The 17265-nt window shown below is 69.1% G+C and carries 17 protein-coding genes; 6 read left to right on the top strand and 11 right to left on the bottom strand.

Annotated elements, in window-relative coordinates; all coding sequences use genetic code 11:
- Positions 1 to 46: 46 nt before the first annotated feature.
- Positions 47 to 943, top strand: a complete 897-nt coding sequence (locus BRESU_RS06045; protein WP_013268633.1) for a hypothetical protein — start codon at positions 47 to 49, stop codon at positions 941 to 943.
- The gene (locus BRESU_RS06040; protein WP_013268632.1) at positions 940 to 2055 is read left to right on the top strand and encodes a DUF2336 domain-containing protein; all 1116 of its coding nucleotides are present in this window, start codon (positions 940 to 942) and stop codon (positions 2053 to 2055) included. Before BRESU_RS06045 ends, BRESU_RS06040 begins: the two co-directional genes overlap by 4 nt.
- Here the strand turns inward: BRESU_RS06040 and BRESU_RS06035 are convergent.
- The 3 genes from BRESU_RS06035 to BRESU_RS06025 form a co-directional block, all read right to left on the bottom strand.
- Positions 2052 to 2474 carry a hypothetical protein gene (locus BRESU_RS06035; RefSeq protein WP_013268631.1) on the bottom strand — a complete coding sequence of 141 codons (423 nt, stop codon included), beginning with the start codon at positions 2472 to 2474 and terminating at the stop codon, positions 2052 to 2054. The two genes, BRESU_RS06040 and BRESU_RS06035, sit on opposite strands and share 4 nt — an antisense overlap.
- Positions 2475 to 2587: 113 nt before the next feature.
- A complete protein-coding gene (locus BRESU_RS06030) occupies positions 2588 to 3334 on the bottom strand; it encodes a DUF6456 domain-containing protein (protein WP_013268630.1) in 747 nt (248 codons plus the stop codon).
- The gene (locus BRESU_RS06025) at positions 3331 to 3708 is read right to left on the bottom strand and encodes a helix-turn-helix domain-containing protein (RefSeq protein ID WP_013268629.1); all 378 of its coding nucleotides are present in this window, start codon (positions 3706 to 3708) and stop codon (positions 3331 to 3333) included. Before BRESU_RS06025 ends, BRESU_RS06030 begins: the two co-directional genes overlap by 4 nt.
- A 287-nt stretch (positions 3709 to 3995) precedes the next feature.
- Between BRESU_RS06025 and ctrA the strand changes: the two genes are divergently transcribed.
- The gene (gene ctrA, locus BRESU_RS06020; protein WP_013268628.1) at positions 3996 to 4709 is read left to right on the top strand and encodes a response regulator transcription factor CtrA; all 714 of its coding nucleotides are present in this window, start codon (positions 3996 to 3998) and stop codon (positions 4707 to 4709) included.
- Between the two features lie 86 nt (positions 4710 to 4795).
- Here the strand turns inward: ctrA and BRESU_RS06015 are convergent, their stop codons facing one another.
- The gene (locus tag BRESU_RS06015; protein WP_013268627.1) at positions 4796 to 5434 is read right to left on the bottom strand and encodes an SOUL family heme-binding protein; all 639 of its coding nucleotides are present in this window, start codon (positions 5432 to 5434) and stop codon (positions 4796 to 4798) included.
- A 98-nt stretch (positions 5435 to 5532) separates the two neighbouring features.
- On the bottom strand, positions 5533 to 5703 hold the full coding sequence (locus BRESU_RS17330; protein WP_013268626.1) for a hypothetical protein: 171 nt from the start codon (positions 5701 to 5703) through the stop codon (positions 5533 to 5535).
- A 134-nt stretch (positions 5704 to 5837) separates the two neighbouring features.
- On the opposite strand from BRESU_RS17330, the gene BRESU_RS06010 reads away from it, so the two are divergent.
- On the top strand, positions 5838 to 6401 hold the full coding sequence (locus tag BRESU_RS06010; RefSeq protein WP_041761353.1) for an ATP-dependent Clp protease proteolytic subunit: 564 nt from the start codon (positions 5838 to 5840) through the stop codon (positions 6399 to 6401).
- Here BRESU_RS06010 and BRESU_RS06005 read toward each other — a convergent pair.
- The 5 genes from BRESU_RS06005 to BRESU_RS05985 are packed head-to-tail and all read right to left on the bottom strand — an operon-like array spanning position 6398 to position 13866.
- Positions 6398 to 7450, bottom strand: coding sequence for an endo-1,4-beta-xylanase (locus BRESU_RS06005; RefSeq protein WP_013268624.1), 1053 nt, complete (start codon positions 7448 to 7450; stop codon positions 6398 to 6400). The two genes, BRESU_RS06010 and BRESU_RS06005, sit on opposite strands and share 4 nt — an antisense overlap.
- Entirely contained in the window at positions 7447 to 7857 is a 411-nt protein-coding gene (locus BRESU_RS06000) for a flagellar FliJ family protein (protein WP_013268623.1), read from the bottom strand. Before BRESU_RS06000 ends, BRESU_RS06005 begins: the two co-directional genes overlap by 4 nt.
- A 13-nt stretch (positions 7858 to 7870) precedes the next feature.
- Positions 7871 to 9211, bottom strand: coding sequence for a flagellar protein export ATPase FliI (gene fliI / locus BRESU_RS05995; RefSeq protein WP_013268622.1), 1341 nt, complete (start codon positions 9209 to 9211; stop codon positions 7871 to 7873).
- A gap of 50 nt (positions 9212 to 9261) precedes the next feature.
- Complete coding sequence (locus BRESU_RS05990; RefSeq protein ID WP_425358218.1) at positions 9262 to 10563, bottom strand: sensor histidine kinase; 1302 nt, start codon at positions 10561 to 10563, stop codon at positions 9262 to 9264.
- 51 nt (positions 10564 to 10614) lie between these two features.
- Complete coding sequence (locus tag BRESU_RS05985; RefSeq protein WP_013268620.1) at positions 10615 to 13866, bottom strand: PAS domain S-box protein; 3252 nt, start codon at positions 13864 to 13866, stop codon at positions 10615 to 10617.
- A gap of 336 nt (positions 13867 to 14202) precedes the next feature.
- On the opposite strand from BRESU_RS05985, the gene cysK reads away from it, so the two are divergent.
- Positions 14203 to 15189, top strand: coding sequence for a cysteine synthase A (gene cysK, locus BRESU_RS05980; RefSeq protein ID WP_013268619.1), 987 nt, complete (start codon positions 14203 to 14205; stop codon positions 15187 to 15189).
- 183 nt (positions 15190 to 15372) lie between these two features.
- On the opposite strand, the gene BRESU_RS05975 is transcribed toward cysK, so the two are convergent.
- A complete protein-coding gene (locus BRESU_RS05975) occupies positions 15373 to 15786 on the bottom strand; it encodes a hypothetical protein (protein WP_013268618.1) in 414 nt (137 codons plus the stop codon).
- Between the two features lie 155 nt (positions 15787 to 15941).
- On the opposite strand from BRESU_RS05975, the gene BRESU_RS05970 reads away from it, so the two are divergent.
- Positions 15942 to 17159: a DUF2336 domain-containing protein gene (locus BRESU_RS05970; RefSeq protein WP_013268617.1), complete on the top strand. Its 1218-nt coding sequence runs from the start codon at positions 15942 to 15944 to the stop codon at positions 17157 to 17159.
- Positions 17160 to 17265: the final 106 nt, after the last annotated feature.

Here is a 17265-nt window from a genome sequence, read left to right as displayed (position 1 = left end):
CGCGCCGACCTAGGCTTCGCCGGAACGATCCACCGGAGCCGCGCCCTTGTCGACCCGCGCATCAAAAGCCGTGATCCTGCTGTCGACCGCCGCTGTCGCCTGCGGGCTGGCCGCTGCCGCACAGGCCCAGACGGCCGCAGGTCCGCGCTACATGTCCTGGGCCGGTCGCCCCGCCAACACCACCCCCGCCGATGTCGCCGCCGGTGCCGCTGTCGAGGCCCAGGCGCAGGCCCAGGCCCAGGCCCGCAGCGGCATGATCCCGCGCCGTGTGGCCCCCAGCCAGGCGGTCTCGCGTCCAATGATGCAGCCCGCGCCCACGTTCCAGCCCGCCTCGCGCGGCCTGACCCCCGCCAGCGCCTGGCTGGGTCCGCAGCCGGTGTCCGGCTTCGCCCCCGGATCGCCCGATCCCCTGGCCTATACCCGCGAGATGACAGCCCCCGTCATGGCCCCTGCCCTGCCTCCGGTCATGGCTCCGGCCCCGGTCGTGGCGGCCCAGCCGAGCCCGCCACCATCCCCCCGCCGGCTCCAGGCGGCGGACTTCATGTCCGACGCCGACGCCCCGCCGATGACCGCGGCTGTGCCCGTCCAGCCCGCGCCGGCCACCGTCGCCGATCCCATGGCCCCGCGCGCCGACGCCCTGATCTTCCGCCTGCGGCCGCAAGGCCCCACCCCACCGGCTGTCGGGGCCGCCCAGCCCGCGCCCCAGGTCTATGCCGAGGCCGCCGCGCCGACGGAGGCCCAGCCGGGCCAGCAGAGCAGCCGCTACTATTCGGTCCACCGCGACGCCGGCCGCACGCCCGACCGCACGCCCCTGCCCGAAGCCGTCTTCTTCGACAGTGTTGCGCTGGATCTGGCCGAACCGCCGGAGACCCAGGTGCCCCAGCGCGACGCCCAGGGCCGCCTGCGCGCGCCCGTCCGCAGCGACGATCCCGAACGCCCATGAGCGAGACCCTGACCCCGCCCGCTCCCGCCGATATCGGCTCGCGCCTGCCTGACCTGATCGCCCTGGCGCAGGAGACGTCCAGCGAAAAGCGCCGCGCCCTCCTGCGCGAACTGACCGACCATTTCTTCGGGGGCGCCGTCCGCACGGCGGGCGAGGACGCCCTGTACGATTCCGTCCTGACCGACCTGACCGCCGAGATGGAGACCGCCGTCCGCGCCGAACTGTCGGCCCGGTTCGCCCTGTCGCCCGACGCGCCGCGCGGTCTGATCCGGCGACTGGCCAATGACGAGGTCGCCGTGGCCGACGCGGTGCTGCGCGCGTCCACCGTCCTGACCGACGACGACCTGCTGGGCGTCGTGCGCTCCAAGGGACAGGGCCATCTGCGCGCCGTCTCCGAACGCGCCAGCGTGTCCGAGGCCGTGTCCGACGTCATCGTCGAACGCGGCGACGACGTGACCCTGGGCACCCTGCTGCGGAACGACGGCGCCATCCTGTCGCGCGCGGCGTCGGAGACCGCCGTCGAGCGGGCGAAGTCGAACCCCGCGCTGCACGCCCCCACGGTCGAGCGTCAGGCCCTGCCGGCCGACCTGCTGAACGACATGTATTTCGTGGTCGAGGCGCGTTTGCGTCAGCGCATCCTGGAACAGAATGCCGCCATGGACCCGGTGCTGCTGGAGAGCGCCCTGGCCGCCGGTCGCGCCCGGGTCGCGTCCAACGACGGGGCCCTGCCCGCCGACTATTCGGAATGCCTGGCCTATGTCGAGGAGCTGAAGGCCGCCAACCAGCTGACGCCGACCATGCTGGCCCGCTTCCTGCGCTCCGGCTCCAGGACGTCCTTCCTGATCGCCCTGGCCCAGCTGGCCGATGTGGATTTCCATACCGCCAGCCAGATCGTCGAGCGCCGCGAGCTGGACGCCCTGTCGGTCATCTGCAAGGCGGCAGACCTGGACCGCGCCCTGTTCCTGACTTTCGCCGTGGTCATTCTGGGGTCCGAGGATAATGCCATGGGCAAGGCCCACGGCTATGCCAAACTCTACGCCGACCTGACCCGCGAGGCCGCCATGCGGACCCTGCGGTTCTGGCGCATGCGTCGCGGCTCGGCGGCGGCCTAGGGCCCCAGGTCCGCGATCGCCGCCTCGATCCTGGCGGCATCCTGCGGGCGCCGGGCTTTCAGCGCGTCGCCATCGGCGACGACCGTGTCGCACCGGTTGTCTTCGAACGCCTGGTCGATCTGGGCCCGGCGTGCGTCGTCGAAGGGCTCCTCGCCGCCAAAATGGATGCAGATTTCGGCGCGCTCGATCACGCCGGCCACGGGATCGGCGGCCGCGCGCGCCCTCTGGGCCGCCAGCTCCTGCTGCTGAATCTCTTCCATCTCTTGGGCCTGGCCCGGCGACGCGGCGTCGACCTCGTTTGCCGGGGCGACCTGCGCCGATCCTGCCGACGACGGGTCAGCCGTCTGATCGGCCTGTCCGCATGCGGACGCGGAGGCTCCGGCCGCGACAATGAGAAGTGCAACGACGGCGGACTTCATGGGGCGGGCCTTCGGTTCAGCGTTGAAAGAGCAGCCAGGATCGGCAGACCACTCCAGGCCGTCAGGCGCAACCGTCGAAACCTGTCGGTGCGGAGGCCGACAGAGCGGCGGCGTCACCCGATCCCGTAGTGCTTCGCCAGCGCCTGCAGACCCGCCTTCAGCAGCCACTTGCCTTCCCGCCGCGGCACGCCCAGCGCGCGTTCGGCCGCCTGCAGCGCCGTGTCGTGGATACAGGCCTGTTCGACGAAGGCGCGGCAGCGGGGCCCGCAGGCGTCCAGCGCCCGGGCCACGCGGCCGCCGGCCGCCAGGACGCGGTCGCCGGGCTCCATCCTCGCCGCCGAGCCCCCGCGCGCGCGCGGCAGGGCGTCCCATCGCATGGTCAGCGACGGGCCCGATCTCGCCAGTTCCGCGTCCGCCCTCAGGCGCAGGGCCGCCGCCAGCTCGGCCGGAGACAGCCAGGGCCGGCCCTCCGAATCCTTGCGCCGCGCCAGCCAGGCGATGGGGCTTTCGGTGAGGTTCGCCCGGAAGGTCAGCAGGCGACCGTCCGTCGCCATCACGGCGCGTTCGCCCACGATCCGGCCGGGCACCGCCGGCGGGGCGGGGGTCGGGGCGGCCTGCACCCGTCGCGCGGTCCAGCCGCCGCCCGGACGCGCACGCAGGCCCGGGACCTCGACCAGAGCCCGGAAGGCGGCTTCCTCCAGCATCAGGATCGGCCGCGTCCGGCGATCCGCCGTCAGCCGCAGCCCGTATCGACCGGGCGCGATCTCGCCCAGCCAGGCCCCGGGCCGGGCGAGGATCCGCCGGGCCCGCGCCACCAGAGCCGAGTCCCCGGAGACCGTCTCCTGACGCCCGCCGCTCATGCCGCCACCGTCGCGCCCGGTGCGTCCGTGTCGGGCTCCGGCTCGCCCACGATGGCGTGGATGGCCCCCTCCAGCTCGTCGAGCAGGGCATTCAGTTCGGCGTTGTCCCGCGCGTCCTCGATCCGGCGACAGGCCGTCGAGGCGGTCTGGCGGTTGACCGCGAAGACATGCCCGACCCGCTCCTGCGCCCAGCCGAACGACACATAGGCCAGGTACATCGCCACGCGACGCGCCCGAAGGGCCTTGGGCGCCGGCCGCGTCTCGTGGGTGATCGCCGCCACGGGCACCCCGAACCGCAGGGCGACGATCTGGATGACCAGATCGGCCCGCTTGCGGTCCTGCTCCGACACGACGACGCGATACCCGCTCCGCATGATGATCTCCCCTGCCTGGTCAGGGTATGGCCACCCTTCCGAATCTAGGAACTTAGTCCTACGTTACGTCAGGATCGGTCGCAGGGTCCGGCGGGCATCGAACCCTTCCAAAATAATTCGAATCGTTGACTCGCGGACTCTCGACGCCGAATCGCAAATCAGCCTAGATTCGCCTTCATGGGGTGCTGTTAACGGTTCTTAAGGTTTTGGCCGGTTAACTCTCGAACAAGGTTACCCGGAACTGTTAAACCGGGCCAAATGGTCAAGCTTAGCCTGGAGGGGCTCGAATGCGCGTTCTGCTTATCGAAGATGATCACGCGACCGCGCAGAGCATCGAGCTTATGCTGAAGTCGGAAGGCTTCAACGTCTACACGACCGACCTGGGCGAAGAAGGCATCGATCTGGGCAAGATCTATGACTACGACATGATCATGCTGGACCTGAACCTGCCGGACATGAGCGGTCTGGAAGTCCTGCGCCAGCTGCGCGTCGGCAAGATCAACACCCCCGTCATGATCCTGTCGGGCTCGACCGAGATCGAGACCAAGGTGAAGACCTTCGGCGGCGGCGCCGACGACTACATGACCAAGCCCTTCCACAAGGACGAGCTGATCGCGCGCACCCACGCCGTGGTCCGTCGCTCCAAGGGTCACGCCCAGGCCATCATCCACACCGGCGAGATCGCCGTGAACCTGGACGGCAAGACGGTCGAGGTGCACGGCCACCGCGTCCACCTGACGGGCAAGGAATACCAGATGCTGGAGCTGCTCTCGCTCCGCAAGGGCACGACCCTGACCAAGGAAATGTTCCTGAACCACCTGTACGGCGGCATGGACGAGCCCGAGCTGAAGATCATCGACGTCTTCATCTGCAAGCTGCGCAAGAAGCTGGCCACGGCCGCCGGCGGCAAGCACTACATCGAGACCGTCTGGGGCCGCGGCTACGTCCTGCGCGATCCGTCGGAAAGCACCATGCCCTCCCCGGTCAGCGCCGCCGCCTGAAAGGGCGAGGACGGCTAGACATTCAGACGCCCGCCGGGAAACCGGCGGGCGTTTTGCTGTTCGCGATCCCGGCGTCCGGAGATGGCCTATCTGGGCTCGACCCTGACGGCCACCTCGTTGCGCCGGAGCGGCGGCAGCGTCCAGGGCGGGTCGTAGAACCAGACGACCGGTTCGGCGACCGCCCGCCACGGGCCCGGTGCCAGCTGTGTCATCAGAGTCTGCTTGTGGGCCTCAACCGCGCCGGTCGATCCCACGCCGCTGAAGCGCAGCACGGCGAAGGTCTCTCCGGGAACCGCGACCAGTTGCACCGTCGGGTCATTGGGAACGGGCAGATCGGCCAGCGCGTATTCTGCCGGCATGAAGAACTGAATGGTCCAGCGATCCGGTCCGGCCGGCATCTGGGCCACAGGGGCGGTCATGGCGATCTTTTCCGAGCCGGGCGCACTGGCCTGGGCGACCGGGGCCGTCATGGCGATCGAGGCCCGGGTCGCATTGCCGCCGAAGATATATCCGGCCAGCCTCTGGAAGCCGCGATTGCGGGCTGCGCCGTCGTCGCCGGAGACGACCGTCTGGGCCGCGATCCTGTCGCCGTAGCGCCGAACCTCCAGATCGTCGACGCGGCTCACCACCTGGTACGACGGTTCCTCCGTCCCGGTGCGCACACCCACCGTTGAGCAGGCGGCCGACATCAGGGCCGCCCCCATCCCCACAAGCGCCTTCATCATGATCGCTCCCTTCGCAGGCCGATTGGCCCGGTCCGCCTGTCAGAGATGATGAGACGACGCTTCAGGCGCAATGCCCGCGTCCAGGCGCGTCCCTCCGCTCACTCGCCGTCGGTTACGAGCGCCTCGGGCGCGCGGCCGACCGGCGGCCCGCTGGTGATCTTGCCGATCAGGGTGACACCCGACTCGGCCAGGGCCCGGGCGAGGTTTTCCTTGCGCTCGAACTCGGCCTCGGCGGCGAGAATGGCGTTCTTCTGGTCCTTGTCGATCATCGCGCCTGAGATGCGACGCCCGCGCGCAACCTTCAAGCGAGACCATTGAAAAATGGGGTGAAAAGGTGTCGCAGCACGGAACCGCCCGGCCCGGCCCGCGCTGACAGCAGCCCACAGCCACTTTGATGCCGCCCATGCCCGACCTGACCGCCCGCGACTTCGCCCGGCCCGCCATCCTGCTGGGCGGAGACGTCGACTACGCCATGTACTGGAACTTCCGCGCGCAGCTGGACCAGGCACCGGCCACGGGGCTGATCGTCGTGGAGCTGTCGACCCTGGGCGGGGATCCGGAGGTCGCGCGGATGATGGGCGAGGACATCCGCTTCCAGTCGGACATGAACCAGGAGCGCCGGTTCGTCTTCCTGGGCAAGGCCATCGTCTATTCGGCGGGCGCGACGCTGATGAGCTTCTTCGCCCCGGAAAACCGGTATCTGACCCGCGGCACGCGGTTGATGATCCACGAGCGCAAGATGGACAAGATCCTCGACATCAAGGGCCCGCTGACCAGCTGCGTCGCCACGGTGACGGCCATGCTGCACGAGCTGGAACATTCCATCCAGATCCAGCGCGAGGGGTTCCAGAACCTGATCGTCGGGTCGTCGGTGAGCCTCGAGGAACTGGAGCGCCGCGCGCCCGCGAACTGGTACATCGAGGCCGCCGAGGCCGTCGAACTCGGCCTCGTCACGGCCGTGATCTAGGCGGGCCGGATCGCCCCGGCCACCGCGGCGAACATCGGGTTCGGCAGGCCGCCGGCATCGAACAGCAGGGGGCTGTCCTTGCCGTCGTCGCGCGCATCGCGCCGCAGCCAGCTGTCGGTGTCGCGCATCCCCCAGACGGTGAAGGCGAACCGCTGGGCCGGCGGCAGGGACACGAAGGCCTCGGTCAGTTCCGTGACGCGGGCGGTCTGCTGGTCGATCTTCTGGCGGGGCGAGCGGGTGTCGATGCGGCCCTCAGCACGCAGGGATGCGTCCAGCTCCGACACATGGATCGGCAGGCCGAACTGCGCGGCCTCGCGGAAAAAGGCGCGGGTCTGGTCGGCGGGGATCTCGATGTCGAGGTGCGACTGGGTGCCGATGCCGCCGACGGGGACGCCCGCCTTCAGCAGACGCTCGATTAGCCGCAGGAAGGTCGCGCCCTTCACCGGATTGTTCTCCAGATTGTAGTCGTTCAGGAACAGGACCGCGTCCGGATCGGCGATCTTCGCCTGCTCGAACGCGCGGGCGATATAGCCTTCCTGCCCCAGGGCGTCGGACCACAGGCAGGACCGCAGGCCGTTGCCGTCCTCGGCCACCGCCTCGTTGACGACGTCCCAGCCCGTGGCCCGGCCGCGGTAACGTCCGGCGACCTCGGCGATATAGCGGTCGTACTCGCGCCGGAACCGCGCGGGGTCCAGCGACCGGAAGAAGGCACTGTCCTGGGAGTACCAGATCAGGGTGGTGCCGAAGAGTCGAAGCTCATGGGCGGTGCAGAAGTCGGCGATCCGGTCGGGGGCGTCCCAGCGATAGTCGCCGGTCTCCGACAGGATGTACTCCATCTTCATCTCCCACTCCGGCGTGAGCTGGGAGACGTGCGTCAGGGCCAGGGTCACCCAGGCCGGATCGTCGAACTGACCGCTCATGGCGGCCGTCCCGATGGGGAAAGGCGCGATGGATTTCAGGGGCGTGGCGTCGATCGCCGACGCGGCCTCGGTCTTCCCGCAGGCGGCCAGGGCGAGGGAGGAGGCGAGAAGGGCTCGCCGGTCGATCACCCGGCCCGCTTCCTCAGACCCATCTCGTCGAACGCCGCCGTCTCGCGCTTGCCGGCGGCGATGAGGGCGTTGAGGCGGGTAGTCTCGGCGACGTGCTCGAATTTCTTCAGCTCGGAATAGGCGCCGGTCAGGGCGTCGCGAGCCCCCTCCTCCTCGGCGTCCAGCGTGACCAGGTCGCCCTCGGCGGCGCCCTTCCTGGCCTTCCAGCCGGCCAGATAGGCCTGCAGCATCATGCCGGCCTCGGCGTCCATGCGGGCGCGCTCGCGCTCGACCTCGGCCTCGGCCTCCAGCACAGCCAGCCGCATCTCGGCCGACGCCTTCTTGGAGGTGATCTCGGCCAGGCGCTTCTGCAGCGTCTCGACCTCGTAGTTGGAGATACGGATCAGGGAATGGGCCCAGGCGGTCATCGATAGTCTCCGGTCACTGCAGCAGACCTTGGTTCAGAATGCTTTCCAACCGGTTGAAGGAATCGGCCATCCGCGTGACGTCGTCCTTGTCCTGGCCGAGGAAGGCTTCCAGCGCCGGATTGAGGGCGATGGCGCGGTCGGTGATGGGGTCGGCCCCGGCGCGGTAGGCCCCGATCTTGATCAGTTCCTCCATGCTGGAATAGGCGCTCAGGCACTGGCGGGCCCGCCGGTTCAGCTCGCGCTCCGGCGGCGTCTGACAGCCCGGCAGGGTGCGGCTGACGGACTTCAGCACGTCGATGGCGGGGAAGCGGCCGCGCTCGGCGATCTTGCGATCCATCACGATATGGCCGTCCAGGATCCCGCGCACGGCATCGGCGATCGGCTCGTCGTGGTCGCCGCCGTCCACCAGCACGGTGAACATCGCCGTGATCGGCGCCGCCGTCGTGCCATCCGGCCGGATCGGACCGGGGCCGGCCCGCTCCAGCAGCTTGGGCAGTTCGGAAAAGACGGTCGGGGTATAGCCCTTGGTGGTCGGCGGTTCGCCCGCCGCCAGCCCGATCTCGCGCTGGGCCATGGCGAAACGCGTCACCGAGTCCATCAGGCACAGCACCTCCAGATCCTGATCGCGCAGGTATTCCGAGATCGCCATGGTCATATAGGCCGCCTGGCGCCGCTTCAGCGCCGGCTCGTCCGAGGTCGCCACGACCACGATGGCGCGCCGCAGCCCCTCCTCGCCCAGGGTCTCCTCGATGAACTCGCGGACCTCGCGGCCCCGTTCGCCGATCAGTCCGACGACCACGGCATCGCAGGTTGCCTGGCGCGCCAGCATCGACAGCAACACGGACTTTCCGACGCCCGATCCCGCAAAGATGCCCAGCCGCTGGCCCCGGCAGGTGGTGGTGAAGACGTCCATGGACCGCACGCCCAGATCCAGCCTTTCGCCCACCCGGCCGCGCGAGTGGGCCGCGGGTGGAGCCGCGCGCAGCGGATAGGGGGCAGGCCCCTGGGGCAGCGGTCCCTTGCCGTCGATCGGCTGGCCGAAGGCGTCGATGATCCGGCCCAGCCAGGCCGTGGTCGGATAGACGGCGGCCGCCTGGCCGATGATGTGGATGTCGGCCCCCGGGGCCACGCCCTCGACCGGCCCGAACGGCATCAGCAGGGCCTTGGAATCGCGGAAGCCTACGACCTCGGCAGGCAGCGGCGTCGTCCCCCGCCGCCCGATCTCGGCCCGGGCCCCGACGGCCAGCCGGCTGAGCCCGCCCTTGGCCTCGATCAGCAGCCCGGACACGCCCGCGACCTTGCCGGTGACGACCAGCGGATCGATGGCTTCGACGGCGGCGACCAGGTTGCGCATCGAAAGAGGGATGCGGGATCGTGGTTAACGAGCGGTGAAGCCGGCCCGGTTCATCCCCCGCCGGGCGCTGTGATCACCAGGCGCGTGCCGGGGCCGACGGGTCGGTTCTCCAGCGTGCCGTCGATCTGGCGCACCAGGCTGTCGATGACCCTCAGGCCGAGGCTGCGGCTGGTTCGGGCCGTGTCGAGGTCGAAGCCGCGGCCCTGGTCGCTGATGGTGACCTCGATCCGGCCGTCGCGGACGCGGCCCTCCACCGATACGGGCCCGCCTTCGTCGCCATAGGCGTACTTCAGCGCGTTGGTGACCATCTCGTTGACCACCAGTCCCAGAGGGATGGCGATGTCGGCCGGGACCGCGACGTCGTCGGCCTCGCAGCGCACCGTGTGATTGGGACTGCCGTCGGCCACGGCGTCCACCAGGCTGCACAGGAAGTCCGACAGCATCACCGACTGGACGTCGGCCCCGCGCCACAGCTGGTCGTGCACCTTGCCGATCGCCAGAATGCGCGCCCCGGCATCCGTCAGGGCCGCCTTGACCTCGTCCGAGGACGACCCCCGCGCCTGCATGTTCAGCAGGCTGGAAATCAGCGTCAGGCTGTTCTTGACCCGGTGGCTGACTTCCCGGGTCAGGAGGGCCTGATGCTCGATGGCGGCCAGCAGACGGGCCTCCGTCGACTGCCGGGCCAGGGCCGCGCCCAAGGCGGCGGCGAAGGCATCGAGGAACAGGGCGTCGCGGGCATCGAACTGGCCCTCGTCGGGACTGTCGACCTCAAGCACCCCGAAGGGTTCGCCGTCGATCTCGGGACGGATCAGGACGTTGATGGCCCGGCGGATGCCGTGATCGGCCAGCAGTTTGGGCGTGTGGAACTGCTGTTCGTTCTCCAGATGGTTCGAGATCAGCGGCTTGCCGGTCTGGAAGGCATAGCCGGCGGGCGAGTCCAGCTCGACGCTCAGGGACGCCTTGCCCTCAACGTCCCCGCGCCAGCCCACGCCGGCGAGCAGGACCAGGCGATCGCGCGCCTCGCTGTGCACCAGCACCTTGGAAAAGGGCGTCTCCAGTCCCTCGGCGCAGAGGGCACAGGCGGTGTCCAGCAGCATCTGCCTGTCCCGCTCGCGCAGGGCGAACTCGCCGAACCGGGCCAGCAGGGACTGCTGTCCCAGACGGTATCGCAGTTCCTCGGCCAGCGGCCGGCCGGGTGTATCGGCGTGCCCGGGCGGGGTTTCGACCTTCGGAGGCACGACGACGTCCATCTGCGTGCGGGTGGGCGCTTCGGCGTCCGCACGCACCTCCGCGACCAGCTCGGCGATGTCGGGGGTGAGGACGATTTCGGATTCAGGCGTCTGGGACAACACGGCTCGTTCGGTCTGGGTTGGAGGCCTAGTTAGGTGGCTGCACCCGGAAAGTTAAGCGCCGCCCGGCCCTTCGATCATGTCGTGGACCTTGGCGGCCAGGTCGCCCATGACGAAGGGCTTGGTCAGGACCTCCATCCCCGGCGCCAGCAGGCCGTTGCCGACGGCGGCGTTCTCGGCATAGCCGGTGATGAACAGCACCTTCAGATCCGGCCGGGTCACGCGGGCGGCATCCGCCACCTGTCGCCCGTTCATGCCGCCGGGCAGGCCGACGTCCGAGACCAGCAGGTCGATGCGGCGGTCGCTGCGAAGAATGTCCAGGCCGGACGGTCCGTCGGGCGCCTCGATGACGTTGTAGCCCGCCTCGCCCAGGACCTCGGCGACCAGCATCCGCACCGTCTCCTCGTCGTCGATGACCAGTACGGTTTCGCCATGGCCGCCCTCGACGACGGCGGTGGCGGCGACATCCTCTCCGGCCTCCACGCTGCCCTGATAGCGGGGCAGGTACAGGCACAGCGTCGTGCCCTTGCCCAGTTCGGAATAGATGCGGACCTGCCCGCCCGACTGGCGCACGAAGCCGTGGATCATCGACAGGCCGAGCCCCGTCCCCTGCCCCAGCGGCTTGGTGGTGAAGAAGGGGTCGAAGGCCTGGGCCTGGACCTCGGGGGTCATGCCCGATCCGGTGTCGGTGACGCACAGGGACACATACTGGCCGGGGGCCAGCTCGCGTTCACGCGCCGCCCGTTCGTCCAGCCACTTGTTGGAGGTCTCGATGGTCAGTCGGCCGCCGTCCGGAGCCATGGCGTCGCGCCCGTTGATGCACAGGTTCAGCAGGGCGTTTTCCAGCTGCGAGGGATCGACCCGCGTGGCCCACAGCCCGCCCGCGCCGACGACCTCGACCTCCACGTCGGGACCGACGCTGCGCCGGATCAGGTCCTCCATGCCGTTGATCAGACGGTTCACGTCCGTCGGCTTGGGATCGAGGGTCTGGCGACGCGAGAAGGCCAGCAGTCGCTGGGTCAGCGACGCCGCCCGCTGGGCCGAGCCCTGCGCGGCGTCGATATAGCGCTCCATGCCGTTCAGACGGCCCTCGGACAGCCGCTTGGACAGCAGTTCCAGCGCCCCGGAGATCCCGGCCAGCAGGTTGTTGAAGTCGTGGGCGATACCGCCCGTCAGCTGGCCCACCGCTTCCATCTTCTGCGACTGGCGAAGCGCCTCCTGGGCCTGGGCGAGGGCGGCCTCGCGGGCCTTGTCCTCGGTCATGTCCCGGCCCACGGCGATGAAGTGGACGCCGTCGTCTTCGGGCGTGACCGTCCATCCCATCGGGGTCCAGACGCCGGATTTCGACAGGATGCGGTTCTCGAACCGGATCGCCTGCCCGCTCTCTCCCATCCGGGTCAGGGCGGTCAGGGTCGCGTCCGCGTCATCGGGATTGATGAGGTTGGCATAGGGATTGGTCAGCAGTTCCTGCTCGCTCCATCCCAGGATGCTGGTCCAGGCCGGGTTCACGGCCACCAGCCCCCCGGCATAGTCCGCCCGCGCCAAGGCATCGGCCGACAGGGTCCACAGCCGGTCGCGCTCGGCCTTGCTGCCCGCCAGCAGGATCTCGAGCTGGGCGTTCAGGCCACGGATGTCGTCGATGTCGCTGTTGGCGCCGACCCAGCCGGTGATCTGGCCGTCCGCGTCCCGGACCGGCGTGGCGCTGACCGTGAACCAGCGCCACGCGCCGTCCGCACGGCGTATCCGGAACTCCGCCCGATAGGGCTGGCCCGTGGTCAGGGCAACCCACCACGCCTCGGCTGCGCCGGGCGCGTCATCCGGATGCAGGACGCCGGCCCAGGCATCGGTGCCGTCCAGGTCTCCGATCGCGTGGCCGGTGTAGGCGTAGACCTGGTCGTTGTACCAGTAGATCTCGCCGTCGGGACGGCTGGCCCAGACATGGTTGGGCACGGCCTGGGTGAAGGCGCGGAACTGGGCCTCGCTCTGGCGCAGGGCCGTCTCGGCGGCCTTCCTGGCGGTCAGGTCCTTGAACAGGACCGCGACCTGAAGCCGTTCCGGCGGTTCGATACGGAAGGCGGCGACCTCCAGCCAGCGACCGGACGCCTTGAGCTCGTGCTCGACCCGGATGGGTCGGCCGGTGCGCAGAACCTCTTCATACAGGGCGACCCAGTCTGCGGCCTCATCCCCCAGAAGGTCGCGCACGCTGCGGCCCTCCACGCCGGCCAGACCCGCGTGTTTGGCCGCGGCGCGATTGGCGGTGATGTGGACATAGTCGCTCAGAGGTCCGTCCGGGCCGTCGACGAACTGGATGATACAGAAGCCCTCGTCCATGGCGTCGAACAGGGTGCGATACCGGCCCTCGCTGTCGGCGAGTTCCGCAGCGGTTCGCGCCCGTTCCGTCGCCGTACGGACCCGGGCCTTGATTTCCCGCATCAGGGCCAGTTCGGCCGGGGTCCAGTGCCGGGGCCGGACGTCGCCCACGTACATGATGGCGACCAGCTCGCCCTGCTCGATCAGGGGGATATTGACGGTGGAGCCGACGCCCAGGTGGCGCATCGCCTCGAGCGAACCGGCCGTGCGGGGATCGGTCGCCACGTCGTCGATCACGACGGCCTCCCCCTTCAGCAGTTGCGGAAAGAAGGTGCCGTAATCGGCCAGAGCCACCACCCCGGTCAGGCTGACCGCATCGGCCGGCCTGTAGTCCCTCTGGATATCGACCGTCCCCGCCGCCGCGTCGACCAGGCCATAGCCCGCGCGGGTGGTGCCCAGGGCCCGGGCGAGGATACTGGCCCCCGCATAGGCGATCTCGCCGGCGTCGGTCAGGTCGCGAAACGCGTCGTTCAGTTCCAGCAGAGCCGCCTGCCGGGCCTGCAGATGGTTGCGCTCGGTGGTTTCGGTCACGGTGCAGATGACGCCGGCGGGCGCGCCGCTTTCGTCGGGGACGGGCCAGTAGTCCAGGTCCATCCAGACCTGTTCGGGCCACCCGTGCCGATGCAGGGTCAGGGCTTGGTCGCGATAGGCCAGGGTGCCGCCGGCGAGTCCCACCTTCATGACGTTGTCGTTGAAGTCGGCGACCTCGGGCCAGCCTTCGCGGACCTTCGAACCCAGCAGATCCGGATGCCGTCCGCCCGCGAAGACGGAATAGGCGTCGTTGTAGATCATGACGCCGTCCGCCCCCCACAGCATGACCATGGGGATGGGCGAGGCGACCAGCAGGCCGGTGGCGGTCCTGAGACTCTGCGGCCAGGCGGAGATCGGACCCAGAGGGGTCGCGGCCCAGTCGAAGGCGCGGATCCGCCCGGCCATCTCGCCGGACCCACCAGGAAACGCCGCCGTCGATCCGGACAGGGAAGGCTGTTCAGTCAGTGGTCCGCTCCCCCCGGCCCGATCTGTCGCGGTCCGATTTGACCCAACGCGGTGACGCTTGAAGGGTTTCACGCAAAACCTTAGCCGTTTCCCCGCGAAGATCGACGACGAAATCTTGGGGCGCGGCCCAGCAATAATGCCTTGTGCGTCCGGGTGCCGGACCTATGTCTTTCGTGCACGCCCGCATCCGCCTCGCCGCATCCCGGCGATCCGCGAAATCGGCACGATGTGCACGCAGTGCCCTCTGCTTCTATGCGACCAACCGGAGCCGCCCCGATGTCCGACCTGCCACCCGCCTACGACACCGTCCGTCACGCCACCCACGGCCGGGGCAAGGTCTATGACAGCATCGTCGACACCATCGGCGACACGCCGATCGTCGGCCTGCCGCGCCTGTCGGCCGAGTATCAGCCCAAGGCCCGCGTCCTGGCCAAGCTGGAGTTCTTCAACCCGACCTCGTCGGTCAAGGACCGCATCGGCGTGTCGATGATCGAGGCGCTGGAGGCGGCGGGCCGCCTGACCGCCGACAGCGTGATCATCGAGCCCACCTCGGGCAACACCGGCATCGGCCTGGCCTTCGTGGCGGCCGCCAAGGGCTATCGCCTGATCCTGGTCATGCCGGAGTCGATGTCGATCGAGCGGCGCAAGATGCTGGCCCTGCTGGGGGCCGAACTGGTCCTGACCCCCGCCGAGAAGGGCATGAAGGGAGCCATCGCCATGGCCGCCGACCTGCTGGCCCGCACGCCCGGGGCCGTCAGCCCGTCGCAGTTCGAGAACGCCGCCAACCCTTCGATCCACCGCGTCACCACAGCCGAGGAGATCTGGAACGACACGGCTGGCACCGTCGACATCGTCGTCTCCGGCGTCGGCACCGGCGGCACCATCACGGGCGTCGGTCAGGGCCTGAAGGCCAAGAAGCCGTCGGTCCGCATGATCGCGGTCGAGCCGACAGCCTCGCCCGTGCTGTCGGGCGGCGAACCCGGTCCGCACAAGATCCAGGGCATCGGCGCGGGCTTCATCCCCGCCATCGTCGACCGCTCGGTCATCGACGGCGTCGAACAGGTCTCGAACGAGGACAGTTTCGAGATGGCCAGGAAGGTCGCCCGCGTCGAGGGCATCCCGGTCGGCATCAGTTCCGGTGCCGCCCTGACCGCCGCCTTCCGCCTGGCCGCCCTGGACGAGAACGCCGGCAAGACCATCGTCGTCATCATCCCCAGCTTCGCCGAACGCTACCTTTCCACGGCGCTGTTCGAGGGGCTGTAAGGGACAAAGCGGGCTGACGGTCGAACGGTCGGGGGCCCAGAGCTCATCGGCCCAGTCGGAAGGGTTTCCAAACGCTTCAGCAGCGGCGTCAGCGCTCGACATTCGACTGACGGGATCAAGAACGCGTCCCATCTATGCCTCTCGGTCGCACCTCCAAAGTCGACCGTCGCGGCCGAGAAGTCCTCATTCCCGCCCAACCTGCATTTCGTAGGGGTCAGGGTACCGGGCCAGCTGCCCTTCATGCCAGAAGGCCGACACGCTTACGGGGCCATCGATCTGGGTTCTCGTGCCCTGAATTTCCAGATTCTCGCTGTTACCCCGGCAAACGAAGCGCTGGGCCACCATCCTGCGCATGGGTGCCAGCCAGGTGTTCCACCGTGCCAGTTGTTCTGCCGAAGCCTGACCCGCCGCCCCCGAATAGGACAGGATCGACACTCGATCATCATCGACGCGAACCCTGAAGAGAACCTCCTGCTCTCCGCAGACAAAGCGCGACTGGGTCTCGCCCGATTGCGCCGGCAGATAATGGATCAGCGGGGCGGGCGGAGTTTGCGGACCGGTCACACCAAGAAAACCGAGAAGGATAATCAGGGACATGCCGCACCTAGGGTTTAGTCGCCCGACTCCTGCGTGCCCACGGAATCCAGGTCGGCCCTTAGGGTCGGATCCGCAAACATTCCCGTCAAGCGGGTCGCGAAATCTTGCGGTTGCGTCACCGCCGGTTAACCCGCTGACGGCTAGTCTGGCCCTGCATGTCCGATCCGGCACCCGTTCCGTCGCCTGACGCCCCGCCGCCGGTGTTCCGCGCGCGTCATGCGCTGCTGAAACGACTGGCCGACGTCGTGTCCCTGCCGGGCAGCCGGGTGAACGCCTTCGAACGGTCGGTGGTCGGTGATCTGCTGGTCGAGATGCTGCGGCTGGCGGCCCCGCGCGAGCGTCAGCGCGTGGCCCAGCGACTGGCCCCGCTGGCCGAACTGCCCAACAGCCTGGCGCGCATGCTGCTGCGCGACGAACCGGCCATCGCCGGCTTGCTGATCGAGGGCTGCGCCTCCCTCAGCGATGCGGACCTCGTCGCCTGCGCCCGCGACACCGGCATCGACCACCGCTTCCTGATGGCCAGCCGCCGCGGCCTGTCGGAGGTCGTGACCGAGACCCTGATCGCCTTCGACGAGGCCCCGGTGATCGAGGCCGTGCTGCGCAACACCACGTCCCGTCTGTCCCAGAACGGCGTCGAGGAGATCGTCAGCCTCAGCCGGAACGCCCCCGAACTGTGCGGCCACCTGTTGCGCCGGTCCGAACTGCGTCCGTCGGGGGCCTATGTGATGTTCTGGTGGTGCGGGGCCGAGGACCGCAAGACCATCCTGCAGCGCTTCGCCGTGTCGCGCGAAGTCATGCAGGAGGTGGTCGAGGACGTCTTCGCCATGGCCGCCGAGGAAGGCTGGCAGGACCCGGTGTCCAGGAAGGCGCTGCAGTTCATCGAGCGTCGCCAGCGGAACCGCGCGGCCATCGAGAAAAGCCCCTACACCAGTCTGGAACACGCCATCGCCGAGGCCGCCAAGTCCGGCCTGGGGCGCGAGGTGGCGGCCGAGATCGCCTATCTGGCGGGCATCAAGCCCCTGACCGGGGCCAAGATCCTGGGCGACGTCGGCGGCGAACCCCTGGCCATCCTGTGCAAGGCCACGGGCCTGTCGCGCGTCGACCTGCAGAACCTGTGGCGTTCGGTGCGCCGGCCCGAGACCCGGGCCGACGGCACGGTGCATCCGGACTGGGAGCGGGTCCAGATCACCTATGAGATGCTGGCCGTCGACCGGGCCCAGACCGTTCTGCGCTACTGGAACTGGTCGCTGTCGTCCGCCCTGTCGCCCGCCCTGCTCAAGGCGATCCGGGACGGCGACGATCAGGACCTCGACGACTATTCGGCCCCGGAACGCGCGGCGATGATGGCGCTGGCCGAGAACTTCGGCCGCTGATCTCTGACGACGCCGGCCGCGACTATAGTCAAGAGCGATCCCGGACAGCTTGTCTCATCAAGATGACGGGCCGATGCATTGCTTTCGGTACGGAACATCACTATTC

Origin of the sequence: Brevundimonas subvibrioides ATCC 15264 (assembly GCF_000144605.1) — a bacterium.
Taxonomy (GTDB): domain Bacteria; phylum Pseudomonadota; class Alphaproteobacteria; order Caulobacterales; family Caulobacteraceae; genus Brevundimonas; species Brevundimonas subvibrioides.
The sequence above is the reverse complement of the archived record's forward strand: the minus strand, read 5'-3'. Positions and strand labels throughout refer to the sequence as shown.